Annotated in this window: 16 protein-coding genes; 1 reads left to right on the forward strand and 15 read right to left on the reverse strand. The window is 37.6% G+C overall.

Annotation, left to right across the window (positions count from 1 at the left end):
- Positions 1 to 34 precede the first annotated feature (34 nt).
- From EG346_RS03170 to EG346_RS03235, 15 genes are all read right to left on the reverse strand, one after another.
- Positions 35 to 877 (reverse strand): alpha/beta hydrolase, encoded by an 843-nt coding sequence (locus tag EG346_RS03170; protein WP_228426570.1) that lies wholly within the window; start codon positions 875 to 877, stop codon positions 35 to 37.
- A gap of 41 nt (positions 878 to 918) precedes the next feature.
- Positions 919 to 1512 carry an acyltransferase gene (locus EG346_RS03175; RefSeq protein WP_073335526.1) on the reverse strand — a complete coding sequence of 198 codons (594 nt, stop codon included), beginning with the start codon at positions 1510 to 1512 and terminating at the stop codon, positions 919 to 921.
- A 132-nt stretch (positions 1513 to 1644) separates the two neighbouring features.
- Positions 1645 to 2850, reverse strand: coding sequence for a 3-oxoadipyl-CoA thiolase (gene pcaF, locus EG346_RS03180; RefSeq protein ID WP_123876970.1), 1206 nt, complete (start codon positions 2848 to 2850; stop codon positions 1645 to 1647).
- 73 nt (positions 2851 to 2923) lie between these two features.
- The gene (locus tag EG346_RS03185; protein WP_123876971.1) at positions 2924 to 3283 is read right to left on the reverse strand and encodes a four helix bundle protein; all 360 of its coding nucleotides are present in this window, start codon (positions 3281 to 3283) and stop codon (positions 2924 to 2926) included.
- A 66-nt stretch (positions 3284 to 3349) separates the two neighbouring features.
- Positions 3350 to 3763 carry a PaaI family thioesterase gene (locus EG346_RS03190; protein ID WP_073335524.1) on the reverse strand — a complete coding sequence of 138 codons (414 nt, stop codon included), beginning with the start codon at positions 3761 to 3763 and terminating at the stop codon, positions 3350 to 3352.
- A 79-nt stretch (positions 3764 to 3842) separates the two neighbouring features.
- Positions 3843 to 4976, reverse strand: coding sequence for a 3-hydroxyacyl-CoA dehydrogenase NAD-binding domain-containing protein (locus tag EG346_RS03195; RefSeq protein ID WP_123876972.1), 1134 nt, complete (start codon positions 4974 to 4976; stop codon positions 3843 to 3845).
- A gap of 89 nt (positions 4977 to 5065) precedes the next feature.
- On the reverse strand, positions 5066 to 5866 hold the full coding sequence (locus EG346_RS03200; protein ID WP_073335522.1) for an enoyl-CoA hydratase/isomerase family protein: 801 nt from the start codon (positions 5864 to 5866) through the stop codon (positions 5066 to 5068).
- Between the two features lie 204 nt (positions 5867 to 6070).
- Positions 6071 to 6535, reverse strand: a complete 465-nt coding sequence (paaD, locus tag EG346_RS03205; RefSeq protein ID WP_073335521.1) for a 1,2-phenylacetyl-CoA epoxidase subunit PaaD — start codon at positions 6533 to 6535, stop codon at positions 6071 to 6073.
- 75 nt (positions 6536 to 6610) lie between these two features.
- Positions 6611 to 7360, reverse strand: coding sequence for a 1,2-phenylacetyl-CoA epoxidase subunit PaaC (gene paaC, locus EG346_RS03210; RefSeq protein WP_123876973.1), 750 nt, complete (start codon positions 7358 to 7360; stop codon positions 6611 to 6613).
- Positions 7361 to 7433: 73 nt separating this feature from the next.
- Positions 7434 to 7715, reverse strand: a complete 282-nt coding sequence (gene paaB / locus EG346_RS03215) for a 1,2-phenylacetyl-CoA epoxidase subunit PaaB (RefSeq protein ID WP_034725794.1) — start codon at positions 7713 to 7715, stop codon at positions 7434 to 7436.
- Positions 7716 to 7824: 109 nt separating this feature from the next.
- Entirely contained in the window at positions 7825 to 8763 is a 939-nt protein-coding gene (gene paaA / locus EG346_RS03220) for a 1,2-phenylacetyl-CoA epoxidase subunit PaaA (protein WP_073335519.1), read from the reverse strand.
- Between the two features lie 87 nt (positions 8764 to 8850).
- Positions 8851 to 9936, reverse strand: a complete 1086-nt coding sequence (locus tag EG346_RS03225; protein WP_073335518.1) for a 2Fe-2S iron-sulfur cluster-binding protein — start codon at positions 9934 to 9936, stop codon at positions 8851 to 8853.
- Entirely contained in the window at positions 9936 to 11252 is a 1317-nt protein-coding gene (locus EG346_RS03230) for a phenylacetate--CoA ligase family protein (protein ID WP_123882555.1), read from the reverse strand. The genes EG346_RS03225 and EG346_RS03230 overlap by 1 nt, the downstream gene beginning before the upstream one ends.
- A gap of 193 nt (positions 11253 to 11445) precedes the next feature.
- Positions 11446 to 11580: a hypothetical protein gene (locus tag EG346_RS25295; protein WP_262511632.1), complete on the reverse strand. Its 135-nt coding sequence runs from the start codon at positions 11578 to 11580 to the stop codon at positions 11446 to 11448.
- 67 nt (positions 11581 to 11647) lie between these two features.
- Positions 11648 to 12226 carry a TetR/AcrR family transcriptional regulator gene (locus tag EG346_RS03235; protein ID WP_073335516.1) on the reverse strand — a complete coding sequence of 193 codons (579 nt, stop codon included), beginning with the start codon at positions 12224 to 12226 and terminating at the stop codon, positions 11648 to 11650.
- A gap of 470 nt (positions 12227 to 12696) precedes the next feature.
- Here EG346_RS03235 and clpB point away from each other — a divergent pair, with 470 nt between their 5' ends.
- Entirely contained in the window at positions 12697 to 15291 is a 2595-nt protein-coding gene (clpB, locus tag EG346_RS03240; protein WP_123876974.1) for an ATP-dependent chaperone ClpB, read from the forward strand.
- Positions 15292 to 15425: the final 134 nt, after the last annotated feature.

Here is a 15425-nt window from a genome sequence, read left to right on the forward strand (position 1 = left end):
TGTTACACTGATACATTTTTGCATTGTTATATTTTTATTTTTTTGGTTCTTGATAAGGAAACATCCTGACCAACCCTTCATACAAACTTCTGTGAAGTATTGTTGCATGATTGTCTGTTTCCATTATTTTGTATTCAACCGTCCAGTTCTTTTTCCCTGCTTTTTTCAAGGTTTCATAAAGAGATCCTGCATCTTTTACCATCACCGGATGTTCGTCTTTACCCACTGAAATGTAAACGAATTTTTTGGTATACGGGCTTTTTGAAAGTGCGTTCGGAGCCTGTTTCAACAAACTTTGATCATCCCACCACAAACTTGGGCTGATGATAAAATAATTACTGAACATTTCAGGCTTGTTTAAAAGAATTTCTGTGGCCAGAAGGCCTCCGAGTGACTGTCCGAAAAGGTATTTATCCGTTGTTTTATATTGATTTCCTATGTAAGGGAGCAACTCTTTTTGCAGAAAATCGATAAACTTAGCTGAATGACCTGTCGTAGGATAATCCTGCTGCAAATCTTTTAAATCTGTATGATAAGTAAAATCCCGTTTTCTATCAACATTGGCTATTCCAACAATGATGGTTTCCGGCATGGCATACATTTGATTAAAGAATTGTACCAGTCCTGAAACATGAATAAAGTCTTCATTCATTGATCCATCCAGAAGATAGATCACCGGATATGATTTTGTTTTATCAAAGCCTTGTGGAAGATAGATGTTTAAAGTTCTTTCTTCGTTTAAGATTTTGGACTTGAATGTTCTCACCTCTCCAATAGTCAACGGTCTTACTTTTTCATTCTGGGCTAAAACCATGAATTGAAAAGCAAACAGTATACTACAGGCAATGAGCATCTTTTTGATCATATTCGTTTTCATTGTATCATAAAACTTTCTAGTTTTGAATAAGGTTTAAAAGTTTATTTCAAATCCGCCCAAATGCTGTAATCCACAGTTTTGGTAGCGGTCTGTTCTACATATTCTGAGAACGGTTCACATGGCAGAATAGCCTCTTTTCCTTCTCTGGCAAGTTGTTGGTACAGCTTGGTTCCTTCTGTTTTCCATTTCATCATTTCATCGGAAACATCCCGAATAATTTTTGCAGGGCTCCCGACAATAAGCTTCCTAGGTCCACAGGTGAAATTAGCAGGAACAAAAGCCAATGCTCCAATGATGCATTCATCACCGATAACCGCTTTATCCATTACTACTGAATTCATTCCTACAAGGCAATTTTTACCGATATGCCCGGAATGGATAATGGCTCCATGTCCTATATGGGCAGACTCTTCAAGAATCGTTTCAATATTAGGAAACACATGAAGGGTACAGTTTTCCTGGACATTGGCTCCGTCTTTAATGATAATTTTTCCCCAGTCACCTCGGATCACGGCATTGGGTCCGATGTATACTTCTTCACCAATTTCCACGTTTCCGATGATCACTGCCTGCGGATGAATATAGGCAGAGGGTTTAATGATAGGACGTATACCGTGGTATGAATAGATGTTCATAAAATTTTTGTTAAAAATTTAATTTAACAATGTATCAATCTAACAGTTTACCAATTGAAATGCTTCAACAGACTCAACATGACAGGAATTGTTAGATTGATACATTTTTATATTATTACATTATTGAAAAAATTACACTTTTTCAATGACCATTGCATAACCTTGTCCGACACCGATACAAAGGGTACACAATGCATATTTTTTATCTTGCTTCTGAAGTTCCATAGCGGCAGAGCCAATGATTCTTGCTCCGGAAACTCCCAGTGGATGGCCAATGGCAATAGCTCCACCGTTTGGATTCACTCTAGAATCATCATCTTTTAAACCTAAGCTTCTGGTCACGGCTAAAGCCTGTGCTGCAAATGCTTCGTTCAATTCAATGATATCCATATCGTCCAGAGAAAGATGTAATCTTTTTAATAGTTTTTGGGTAGCTTCTACAGGCCCAATCCCCATAATTCTGGGTTCTACGCCAGCAACAGCAGATCCTAAGATTTTAGCTTTTGGTTTTAAACCATATTTTTTCACCGCTTCTTCGCTTGCCAGGATAAGAGCTGCTGCTCCGTCATTCATTCCTGAAGCATTTCCGGCAGTTACGGTGCCTTCTTTTCTGAAAGCGGGACGCAGCTTTCCTAAACCTTCCATAGAAGATGTAGGTTTGATGAATTCATCCTGATCAAAAATTTTAGGCTCGCCTTTTTTCTGAGGAATTTCAACTTTTACAATTTCTTCTGCCAGCCTTCCACTTTGCTGAGCTTTTGTAGCTTTCTGCTGAGACCATAAAGCAAATTTATCCTGATCTTCTCTGCTGATATTATGCATATCTGCCAGGTTTTCAGCAGTATCACCCATTCCGTCTACGCCATACATTTCTTTCATTTTGGGATTGACAAAACGCCATCCGAAAGTGGTATCAAACATCTGGCTGTCTCTTCCGAAAGCAGTCCCGGGCTTAGACATTACATAAGGTGAACGGGTCATGTGCTCTACTCCACCTGCAATATAAATTTCACCTTCTCCCGCAGCAATGGAACGGAAAGCATTGGCTACTGCCGACATTCCCGAAGCACAAAGCCTATTTACCGTTTCTCCTCCTATTTTGTAAGGAAGTCCAGCCAATAGAAGAGCCATTCTCGCTACGTTACGGTTATCTTCTCCCGCCTGGTTGGCACATCCGAAAATAACGTCCTCAATTTCCTCAGCAGGAACTTCAGGATTCCTGGCCATAACTTCTTTGATAACCACGGCTGCGAGATCATCAGCTCTTACTTCTGATAATCCTCCCTGTAGTTTTGAGATTGGGGTTCTTACGTAGTCTATGATGTATACGTTGTTCATAATGTTTTAATTTAACAATCTAATAATGTAGCAGTGTAACAATTATTGGTAAACTGATGTATTGTCAGATTAATCAAGGTTGGTTTTTATTTAAACTTGTACTTAATATTTTATATATAATCTTTCCTAATTCTATAATTTGATGTTCTAATTTTTCATCAAATGGATAATTTTTGGAATTCTTACACAGATATAGCCAATATTTGGTTTCTTCCAATTCTTTGGCTGAAATTTTCAACTTATTGATAAAGTCATTTTTACTGTGAGGATTTTGAGCTTCAAATGCATTTGCTCCAATGCTTGTTCCGGAGCGTAACAACTGTTTCGCAACAACAAATTTTCTTTTTTCTTCTAAAAATTCACAAAATTCAATTATATCTAAGGAAAACTGAACCGTTTTCTGAATCAATGGATTATTCTCGAAATTTATCATTTGTGTTTTAAATTATTTTATTTCATCATTGTTAAATTGTTATACTGATATATTGCTACATTGAGCCTACAGTTCCGTTACTTTTTTTCCGATTTTATACACAGTTCCGACGAATTTTGCGATCAGCTCATTGTTTTGATTGGTGATCCTGATGTCGTAAACGGCTGTTTTTCTGGTATCGTTGACCAGAATGCTTTCTGCTCTGAAAACATCACCTTCTTTTCCGGCTTTGGTAAAATTGATGATACAGTTCAGGGCTACGGCTGCATCTCCGGTATTGTTGGATGAGAATGCCAGTGCAGAATCTGCAAAAGCAAACGTAACCCCACCGTGAACCGTTTTCAACCCATTGATCATCTCTTTCCTGATGGGCATTTCTATTAAGCAATAGTTTTCTTTGACTTCGATCATTTTAATATTCATCCACTGGGAAAAATAATCCTGACCGAACATATAATCTGCAACTTGTCTCGGCGTCATAATTTTTTAATTAACAATGTAACAGTGTAAAAATGTACCAATTATGGTTACACTGTTATCCTGTTACATTTTTATATTGTTACATTTTTCTGAGTAAAGGGCTCTGTCTGTATCTTTCTTCCTGATATTCTTCGTAAAGGCTTTGTAGAGTTTCGGAGATTTTGGAATACCCGATTTCTTTTCCCCAGTTTAATAATCCTTTTGGATAATTGACTCCTTTCTGCATGGCCAGCTCAATGTCTTCATCGTTGGCAATTCCTAATCTTTTGGCTTCCACCGCTTCATTGATCAGCATTGAAATAATTCTTAAAAATATTTGCTGATACAGTGCATCGTCTTTCTGAGCAACAGGTTTTTCTGCTCCTTCACTGTAATCATAGAAACCTTTTCCGGTTTTTCTGCCATGAAGTTTGGCCTCAGCCATTCTTTGCTGAAGCAGCGAAGGTTTATATTTCGGATCGTAAAAATAGTCTTTGTAAACGGTTGTTGTTACTGCAAAATTCACATCTACCCCAATAAGATCCATTAATTCAAATGGTCCCATTTTGAAGTTTCCTATCGTTTTCATGGCTTCGTCAACCTGTTCCGGTGTTGCTATGTTTTCTTCAACAATCCTTAATCCTTCCCCATAGTAAGGGCGGGCAATTCTGTTGACGATAAATCCGGGAATATCTTTGGCAATCACTGGCGTTTTTCCCCAATCTTTCATAAGACTGTAGATTTTTTCCGGTAATGATTTTTCTGTTAATAAAGAAGGAATCACCTCAACCAAAGGCATCAGTGGCGCCGGATTGAAAAAGTGAATTCCAATGAAACGCTCCGGTTTCTTTAGCTCTGCACCCAGAGAGGTGATAGAAATGGATGAAGTATTGGAACCAATGATACAGTCTTCGGAAACATAGGTTTCAAGTTCTGTAAATACTTTGGTCTTTATGTCTTTGTTTTCAATGATGGCTTCGATCACGAGATCGGAATCTTTAAGATCCTGTAAAGCTTCACCTTTAACGATGTTGTTTCTGATTTCTGTGGCTTTTTCCTGAGAAATTTTAGCTTTATCCACTAATTTCTGAAGGGTTTTCTCTAAGCCTGATAATGCTTTATCAATCTGCGGAGTATTTGCATCGAATAATACGACTTTGCATCCCGCTGTTGCAGCTACCTGAGCAATTCCTACGCCCATGGTTCCTGCCCCAATAATTCCGATATTGTTCATGTTCTGTATTATGTAAAATGTACAATGTAAAAAGTATAACCATGACAACGTACCTTGTACATTGTACTTTTTACATTGTACAAAATCTTTTATTTTCCTTTATACTCAGGTTTTCTTTTCTGTAAAAAGGCATTTACCCCTTCGATGAAATCTTCTGTTTCGGCAGCTTCCTGTTGTAGGTCGCCTTCCAGTTCAAGTTGCTCTTTTAATGTGTTGTTATAAGATTGAGCAAAGGCTTTTTTAGTTAATTTAATAGCAGCCGTCGGCATATTTGACATTTTCTCAAGGATCTCCATAGATTTCGGAGCAAATTCTTCCTCGGTAAACACTTCAGCTACCAAACCGTAAGATTTAGATTCTTCAGCGGATAATCTTTTTCCTGTAAATGCTAAATAATTGGCTAATTGTCTTCCCAATAATTTTGGCAGGAAATAAGTTCCTCCCGTATCAGGAATCAATCCTATATTGGAGAATGCCTGAGCAAAATAGGATTTATCAACTGCCAGAACAAAATCACAGATCAATGCCAACATTGCACCGGCACCTACTGCCGGGCCATTAACCAATGCCACAACCGGTTTTCTGCATTTTGTAATTTCGGTAACCAGAGGATTGTAATAGTCTACTACAATTTTTCTGATGATATCATTATCATGGTGTTCGTTACCCTGTACGAAAGCATCATCCAGATTCTGACCGGAACAAAAAGCTCTTCCTCTTCCAGAAATTGCTACGCATCGTACTGTTTCATCGTTACTACATTCTTTGATAAAATCTCGTAAGTCTGATAAAGAAGGCTTTGTAAGCGCATTCATAGTTTCCGGCTGATTGAGGTAGGCAATTTTCAGTTTGCCATCAAAATGCGTTTCAATATCGAGTTGTGTATACATGGTTTTAAATTTAAAATTAAATGATTAAGAAATTAAAAAATTACACTGCTCTAATTTAACAATATAAAATAATGTGGCAATCGCCGTAATGTAACAATCTAACAGATTAACGATGCAGCAAATAATTTAACAATCTATCAATGTACAGTGTAACAATTATTTTGGCATTGGTAAACGGGTACATTGATTCATTGATATATTAATTTAGTGGCATTTAAAATAATCAAACGGTTCCAGACAGTCCAGGCATTGGTAAGAAGCCTTACACAATGTAGACCCGAATCTGCTGATCTGTTTTGAATTTATGGAGCCACAACGCGGACATTTTTTCGGTTTTCCGATGTGATGTTCGTCTGCTCCTTTTTCGGGAGGTGAAATTCCGTACACACGAAGTTTTTCTCTCGCTTCATCCGTCAGCCAATCTGTTGTCCAGATCGGAAACATTTTGGTGACCACTTTCGCATCCCAACCGTTCTCTTTCATGATTTTCATGATGTCTTCCTCAATGGTAAACATAGCGGGACAGGCAGAATAAGTCGGCGTAATTGTTATTTCACAAGAATTCTCGCTTGTAACTTTAGCTTCTCTTACAATACCTAATTCCACGATATTGATTACCGGAATTTCGGGATCGGGAACTAATTCTAATATTTCTAAAGGATTTTTCATTTTTAAAATGTACCAATTTATCAATCTAACAGTCTAGCAATTAATTGTTAAACTGCTAGATTGTTACATTTAGAATTACCACGTACATCCCGGATATGCTCTCTGCATGTACTGAAGCTCGCAAAGAATAAATCCGAAATATTCTGTATGATAACCCGTTCTGGATTTTGGCTGCATGAAAGGATTTGTCGGATATTCTAAACCGAAATCCTGAAAATCCTTTTGTGTAATAGAAAGGAAATCTTCATACAACGCATCAACATTTGGAGCAATATTTAAAGCAATTAAATCATCTTCTCCTTCCACTTTTGCAAATAATCCTTTTGAATATTCCCAGATATTATCAAGGGCTTTCACCAAACGCTCACGGCTTTCTTCTGTTCCCTGAGCGAAGATTTTCATCCATGAAGAAGCATGCGTATAGTGGTATCTTACTTCTTTTAAAGATTTCTGTGCCAGTGCAGAAAGTTCTTCATCTGCAGAATTTGACAATGCTTCGTACATCAGTTTCTGATACACGGAGAATACATATACTTTAAGAATCGTCTGCGCATAATCTTCATTCGGCAGTTCCACCCAATGTGCGTTGACATATTCGTGCTCGTATCTTAAAAAGGCTAAATCATCTTCACTTTTACCGTTATCAGCCACTCTTGATGCATACACATAAAAGTTATTGGCCTGACCAAGTTCATCCAATGCGATGTTTGTTAATGCAATATCTTCTTCCAGATAAGGACCTTCACCACACCATGCAGACAATCTTTGCCCCATGATGAAGCTGTCATCAGCAAACTTTAATAAATAATTATATAATGAATTCATTGTTTTATTTTTTTGTAAAACGTAAAATGTCGGTTGTACTTTGTACTTTTTACAGCCTACCTTTTACAGAAAATTACATGTTTTTTACATCATTAGGAATATCGTAGAATGTCGGGTGACGGTATAATTTGTCATCTGCCGGATCAAAGAATGCTTCCTTGTCTACTCCTTCTGAAGTCACAATATATTTACTTGGAACTACCCAAACGGAAGTTCCTTCTTTTCTTCTTGTGTAAACGTCTCTTGCGTTTTGCAAAGCCATTTCCGCTGTCGGAGCCTGTACTATTCCTGCGTGTTTGTGAGATAATCCCGGTTTAGTCTGAATAAACACTTCCCACATATCTAAATTTGCCATAATCAAATTGTAATTTAGCAATGTATCAGTGTAACAGTTTACCAATTAAAGATTCTTCGCTTTGCTCAGAATGATCAACGAATTGTTACATTTTTACATTGGTATATTGTTATATTGAAATTTTTTCCTGTTTCTCTGCAAAAGCGATCGCTGCTTCTTTTACCCAAAGGTTTTCCTGCTGTGCTTTTACTTTGGTCTGTAATCTCTTCTTATTACAAGGTCCGTTTCCTTTTAAGATCTCCATGAATTCATCCCACGGAAGTTCTCCGAAATCGTAATGCTGTCTTTCTTCATTCCACTTCAGATCTTTATCCGGAACGGTTAATCCTAAAAATTCAGCCTGAGAAACGGTAACGTCGATAAATCTCTGACGAAGGCTGTCGTTACTTTCTCTTTTTACTCTGTAATTCATAGAGATTTTAGAGTTGGGTGAACTGTCGTCATTCGGGCCAAACATCATTAAAGCCGGCCACCAGAAACGATTTAACGAAGCCTGAGCCATTTCTTTCTGTTGTTTTGTACCACGACAAAGTGCCATTAGAATTTCGTAGCCCTGTCTTTGGTGGAAAGATTCTTCTTTACAGATTTTCACCATCGCTCTTGAATAAGGACCATAAGAATTCCCCATCAGCATCACCTGATTCATAATGGCTGCCCCATCAACCAACCAACCGATGGCACCGATATCGGCCCAACTTAGTGTTGGATAGTTGAAAATACTTGAGTATTTGGCTTTACCTTCAAGCATATCTTCATAAGTAGCATCTCTATCCGCTCTGATGGTTCCGTTTCCTAACGTTTCAGTTGCAGAATAAAGGTATAAACCATGACCTGCTTCATCCTGAACTTTAGCTAAAAGAGCCATTTTTCTTCTCAATGAAGGCGCTCTTGAAATCCAGTTGGCTTCCGGCAACATTCCTACAATTTCAGAATGGGCGTGCTGTGAAATCTGGCGAACCAATAGTTTTCTGTAATCATCGGGCATTACATCTTTTGGTTCTACTTTATTTTCGTCGTGTACGTATTGTACAAATTTTTCTAAATCCATAATTTTTCCAATTTAACAATGTATCAGTCTAACAATGTACCAATGATTGTTACACTGGTAAATTGATATATTGTTACATTAATTTAATTATACGTCATAATTAAGCATCACCACATTTGTTGTCGGGTGACATTGACAAGTCAGAACATAACCTCTGGCTACTTCGTCTTCGGTAAGCGCGAAATTTTTCTCCATGAAAACTTCTCCTTCCAAAACCTGCGCTTTACACGTACAACAAACTCCTCCTTTGCAAGCAAAAGGTACCGGAAGATTGTCTTTCAATGCTTTATCTAAGATACTCTCTTTTTTAGAATTAAGGTGGAACGAATATTCATCATCATCAATGATCACGGTGACCATACTTTCCAAATTGGCAATGGCCTTGAATTCATCGCTCATTTCTTCAGAATTCTCGTCGTCAGGAGCAGTGAAATATTCAAATAAAACCTGAATAGCAGGTACTTTTTTATCCTTCTTTAAATAATCAGAAATTCCTTTAATCATTTCTGCAGGACCACAGATGAAATAAGTGGATTCTTTTACATCAATATCTGTATATCTTTCAAATAGCTGCTCTAACTTCTCAGCAGAAATTCTTCCTTCAAATACAGGATCTTCATGCTTTTCACGGCTTACCAGATAAATTACTTTCAGTCTTCCGTTGAAGTGCTCCACCAATTGATCAATCTCAGCTCTTTTCATGACATGATTCATGCTTCTGTTGCTGTAGAAAAGATAAGCGCAGCTGTTGGGTTCCTGATAAAGACTTTCCTTAATGTTGGATAGAACTGGGCTGATCCCGCTTCCTGCTGCTAAACCTACGTAGGTTTTCACATTGGTAGGGTGATAAGAAGTATTAAAACCACCCATTGGAGGCATTACTTCCAGCAACTCATCCATATGCAGGTGTTCATTGAAATATCCTGAAACTTTTCCGCCTTCCAGAAGCTTTACCAAAACTTCAAGAGTGTTGCTCTTTTCGCTTGGAGCGTTGCAGATAGAATAAGAACGTCTTTCTTCATTCCCGTTGATCATCATACGGAAATTAAGATACTGCCCCTGTTTGAATCTGAATTTATCCTTCAGTTCCTCAGGAATTTCTACTGCTACGTTTACCGCCTCAGGAGTATCTTTCTGAACTCTTACCGTTTTAAGTTTATAAAATGAATTCATTATTTTTTAAGTATTCTATTAATTTTTCCGCCTTCGCACTTCGGCAGGCTGTCCTGAGTATGAATTTTCACTTTCGTGGTAATCCCTACTCTCTTTTTTATTTCGTTTTCTATGTTTTTTCCAAAGTTGCCAACAAAATTAAAATAATCATCGGTATCTGTATCTATTTTTTGATCTTTTACCAATTCATCATCAATTTCTACATCAATATCCAGGGCTACACACATCTGTTCTTTTTCAATAGGGGTAAGATAGTAGTTGGGAACGACTCCTTTTACGTGAGAAAATGCTTCTTCAATCTGGCTTGGATAGACATTAACTCCTCTTACAATCAACATATCATCTGCTCTTCCTCTGATGGGTCTCATCTTCACCATGCTTCGCTTGGCATCCTCATCATAATAAAGACTTGTAATATCATTCGTCCAATATCTTAAAAGCGGCATTGCCTTTTTCGTTAAAGTTGTGATCACTAACACGCCTTCTTCCCCAAAAGGAACGGGCTGTTTAGTAATCGGGTCTAATATTTCAGGATAAAAATGGTCTTCCCAAATATAAGATCCTCCTTTTTCTTCAAAATCCTCCATGGACACTCCGGGACCGATGATCTCACTTAATCCATAAATATTTGTAGCATGAAGTCCCAGTTTTTCTTCTATGTGACTTCTGATAATTTCGGTCCAAGGCTCGGAACCTAAAACAGCATATTTCAAACTGATCTCTTCCGCAGTGATTCCTCTTTTTGCAAATTCATCAGCGATGGTCAATGCATAAGATGGTGAACAACAAATCACTTCAGGCTTAAAATCAATAATCAGGTCTACCTGTCTTGCGGTCATTCCTCCTGAAATCGGAAGAACGCTCATTCCCAATTTCTCCGCACCGTAATGAAGTCCTAATCCGCCAGTGAAAATCCCGTATCCGTAAGCATTGTGCAGCTGCATTCCCGGTCTTGCTCCCGCTGCATATAATGATCTGGCGACTACTTCACTGAAAAGATCAACATCTTCTTTTGTGTAGCCTACCACTGTAGGTTTTCCCGTTGTTCCGCTTGAGCAGTGAATTCTCTGAAGTTCATTCTTCGGAACAGCAAACAATCCAAACGGATAATTGTCCCTTAAATCCTGTTTGTAAGTAATGGGAAGTTTCGTAATATCATCAATCGACCTTATATCGTGTGGAGATATTCCTGATTCATTAAATTTCCCTTTATAAAATTCTGATCTCTCTCCCAGATAGCCGACCAAATCTGTCAACCGGTCAGACTGAAGTAGCCTCAACTGGTCGAGTTTTAAATATTCAACTGAAAAATCCATATCCTTACTAACTAACATTTGTTAGGTGTAAATTTAAAAAGAATTTCAATCCTGACAAAATATTTATGACTTTTGTCACATTTTGAATGATTCTAAATAACTGAATAACGAATCAATCAGTTATTTCGCCAGTGAATAGGACCAAATATGTAGGTTATTTAAGAGACTTCTTTACTTGAAATATTAAGATTTTTTAGGAGTAAAGAATAATTAAGGAAATATCAAAGCCATTGTCATTCATACTTACAAGAAAGCAACTATCCTGTCTTTCCTGAATATCCTTGGCAAGGTTTAAAACCTTGCCAAGGATAAAAAATACGTTTTTCATCACTAAAGCTTTCAGCTTAAAATTAAACTGAAATATTTAAAAACTTTTGTTCTTTCTGTGGTAAAAATTATTGTTTCTGATTTCCTAATAAACCGTAAAGAAGCTTTGCTCTTATTTCATCGGTAATTTCGGTGGTAGATTCTGTATTTCTTTTGAACCAGAAATAGGAATTATTAAGGGTATGAAGAATGAATCTTGTGGTAAATGTTGGTGACTGAAGTTCCCAGTTCTGGGCTTTGTAGATTTCAGAAATGAGTTGCTCTACTTCATCCTGATAATTTTTTCTTAGTTCTATGAATTCAGGAAGCCTTTCTTCAAGGTGTCTCCATTCATTAGAATAAATATGGGTAACATCCCTGTTTTGAAGAACCACGGATAAGTGTTTATCCAGAAATAAATTCAATTTATCCTTTGGAGGCAGGTCAGTATTTTTCACTTCCTGAAGTTCGTCAAAAAATTCGCGGGCAATTCCAAAACAGATCCATTCCAGGATTTCTTCCTTAGAACGGATGTGAGCATACAGTGATGCAGCTTTGATATTAAGCTTTGTGGCCAGATCTCGTACTGAGCTGCCCATATATCCTTTCTCTTTGAAAAGCTCTACTGCTACGTCTAAAATTTTCCTTTGTTTTTCTTTAAGCTCCATCTGGTAAAATGCAAAAGTAATTATTCTGAGGTTAATAAGTCAATTTAACCTGATGATTTTAAACACGGAAGCGGGAGTTTTGTCTGACCACCCCGTCAAATCTTCGATTTGCCATCCCTCCGGTGGATGGGAATTTCCGGTTAAGTTGATATAAAGAAGTCTGGAAACACCTTAATTCCTACTTCTTTCAATCCTGGATTTTTTCTTACACTGACGGTTTTTCCACTATTTCAAGGTAAATATCAAGGAATCGGAAATTTTGTCAAGTTAATATAACGTTAAAAATAGATATTTCGGAAATTTTGTCCATTTTTTTTGTAAATTTAATAATTGAACAGTTTTTGCGGTAATACCATCGATTAAATGATTAAATAATGATGGCATTAAGAAACTGGGCCTTACAATTTAGTTTCTTGATGTCTTTTTAAAAACTGAACCAAAAACAAAGTATTACAAAAAACATAAAAAATATGAACTTAAACCAATATACTGTAAAATCACAAGAAGCCATTCAGGCAGCTCAGCAGACTGCTATGGAATTTGGTAATCAGAGTATCGAGCCACAACATATACTTGAAGGTATTTTTCAGGTAGATGAAAATATTTCGCCTTTCTTATTAAAAAAATCTGAAGCAGATGCTAATTTGGTAAGAGAGCGCAACCGTGAAAATATTGAGAAACTTCCAAAAGTAGAGGGAGGCAATATTTATCTTTCACAATCAGCGAACAAAGTTTTGCTGGACGCCCCGAATATTGCTAAAAAAATGGGCGATGAATATGTAACGATTGAGCATTTATGGCTTTCATTACTGGAGACCAGTTCGGAGGCATCCAAGATGCTTAAAGACATGGGCGTTACTAAAAGTCTTTTGGAAGGAGCAATTAAAGAATTAAGAAAAGGAAGCAAAGCTACTTCTGCGAGTTCAGAAGAGACTTATCAATCCCTGAATAAATATGCTAAAAATTTCAATGAATTAGCAGCAGAGGGAAAACTGGATCCTGTCATCGGGCGAGATGAGGAAATAAGAAGGGTGCTTCAGATTCTTTCGAGAAGAACTAAAAACAATCCCATCCTTATCGGAGAACCCGGTGTAGGTAAAACAGCGATTGCGGAGGGAATTGCCCACCGAATTATTTCGGGAGATATTCCGGAAAATCTGATGGACAAAACATTATACTCATTAGATATGGGGGCTTTAATTGCCGGAGCAAAATACAAAGGTGAATTTGAGGAGCGTCTGAAATCTGTGGTGAATGAAGTCATCAAATCGGAGGGACAAATTATCCTTTTCATTGATGAGATTCATACTCTGGTAGGAGCCGGAGGTGGCGAGGGAGCCATGGATGCTGCGAATATTCTTAAACCGGCTTTAGCAAGAGGTGAATTAAGAGCGATTGGTGCCACTACTTTAAATGAATACCAAAAGTATTTCGAAAAAGACAAGGCATTGGAAAGACGTTTCCAGAAAGTCATGGTGGAAGAACCGGATACGGAATCTGCGATTTCGATTCTTCGCGGTATCAAAGATAAATATGAAGCTCACCACAAGGTACGAATCAAAGATGAGGCGATCATTGCTGCAGTGGAAATGTCTCAGAGATATATTTCAGACCGTTTTTTACCGGATAAAGCGATTGACCTTATTGATGAAGCTTCTGCCAAACTGAGAATGGAGATCAATTCAAAACCTGAGGAGCTTGATGTTCTGGACAGAAGGCTGATGCAGCTGGAAATTGAATTGGCCGCCATTTCGAGAGAAGGCAACCAGACCAAGATTGATCATTTGAAAGAAGATATTTCAAAAATTTCTGAGGAAAGAAATGAGATCAATGCTAAATGGCTGAAGGAAAAACAAAAATCTGAGGATTTAACGCAGATCAAAAAAGATATTGAATCTTTGAAACTGGAAGCAGAAAAAGCATCAAGAGCAGGAGATTATGCGAAAGTAGCAGAAATTCAGTACGGAAAAATAAAGGAAAAAGAAGATGCTTTGCAAAAACTTGAACTGGAGATGCAAAACCATCAGAATGAATTGATTAAGGAGGAAGTTACTTCTGAGAATATTTCTGAAGTGATTGCGAAATGGACGGGCATTCCTGTGACGAAGCTTATTCAGTCTGAAAGAGAAAAATTATTGAATCTTGAGGGTGAACTTCACCATCGTGTGGTAGGACAGGATGAAGCTATCGGAGCGGTGGCAGATGCCATCAGGAGAAACAGAGCTGGATTGAGTGATGATAAAAAACCTATCGGATCTTTCTTATTCTTAGGAACAACAGGTGTAGGTAAAACTGAGCTGGCTAAAGCTTTGGCAGAATACCTATTCGATGATGAGAATAATATGACAAGAATCGATATGAGTGAGTATCAGGAGAGACACAGTGTTTCGAGATTGGTAGGAGCTCCTCCGGGATATGTGGGATATGATGAAGGCGGACAGCTGACGGAAGCGGTACGAAGAAGGCCTTATTCTGTAGTGCTTCTGGATGAAATTGAGAAAGCGCATCCGGATGTTTTCAACACTTTATTACAAGTTTTAGATGACGGACGTCTGACTGATAATAAAGGGCGTGTGGTGAATTTTAAGAATTCAATCATTATAATGACTTCGAATTTAGGTTCACACCTGATCCAGGAGAATTTTGAACATATTACAGAGGAAAATCAAGACGAAATCGTCAGCAAAACCAAGGATGAAGTTTTTGATCTTCTGAAACAGACCTTACGTCCTGAATTCCTGAACAGAATTGATGAGATAGTCCTGTTCCAACCTCTGAACAAAAAAGAAATCGGAAAAATTGTTCAGTACCAGTTGAGAGGGTATAATGATATGTTAGGCAAACGTAATATTATCATGACCGCCACTCAGGATGCTGTGGATTATCTGATGAATAAAGGATATGACCCTTCTTTTGGAGCAAGACCTCTGAAAAGAGTGATCCAACAGGAAGTTTTAAACAAATTGTCAAGAGAGCTTCTTGCAGGAACCGTTAATGAAGGAGACCGAATCACTTTAGATTATTTCGAAGAGACCGGTTTGGTATTCAGACCGACTGATCAATAAGGAGTTTTTTTCATCTATATTATTTTTGTAAGTAAGTGGTGCAGCCCAATCTGCATCACTTATTTTTTTATTGCAAATCTTATCAATAACTGGTGATATATTTGTATATTTATAGCACCAAACAAATTAATAAC

Source organism: Chryseobacterium carnipullorum, from assembly GCF_003815695.1.
GTDB classification, from domain to species: Bacteria; Bacteroidota; Bacteroidia; order Flavobacteriales; family Weeksellaceae; genus Chryseobacterium; species Chryseobacterium carnipullorum.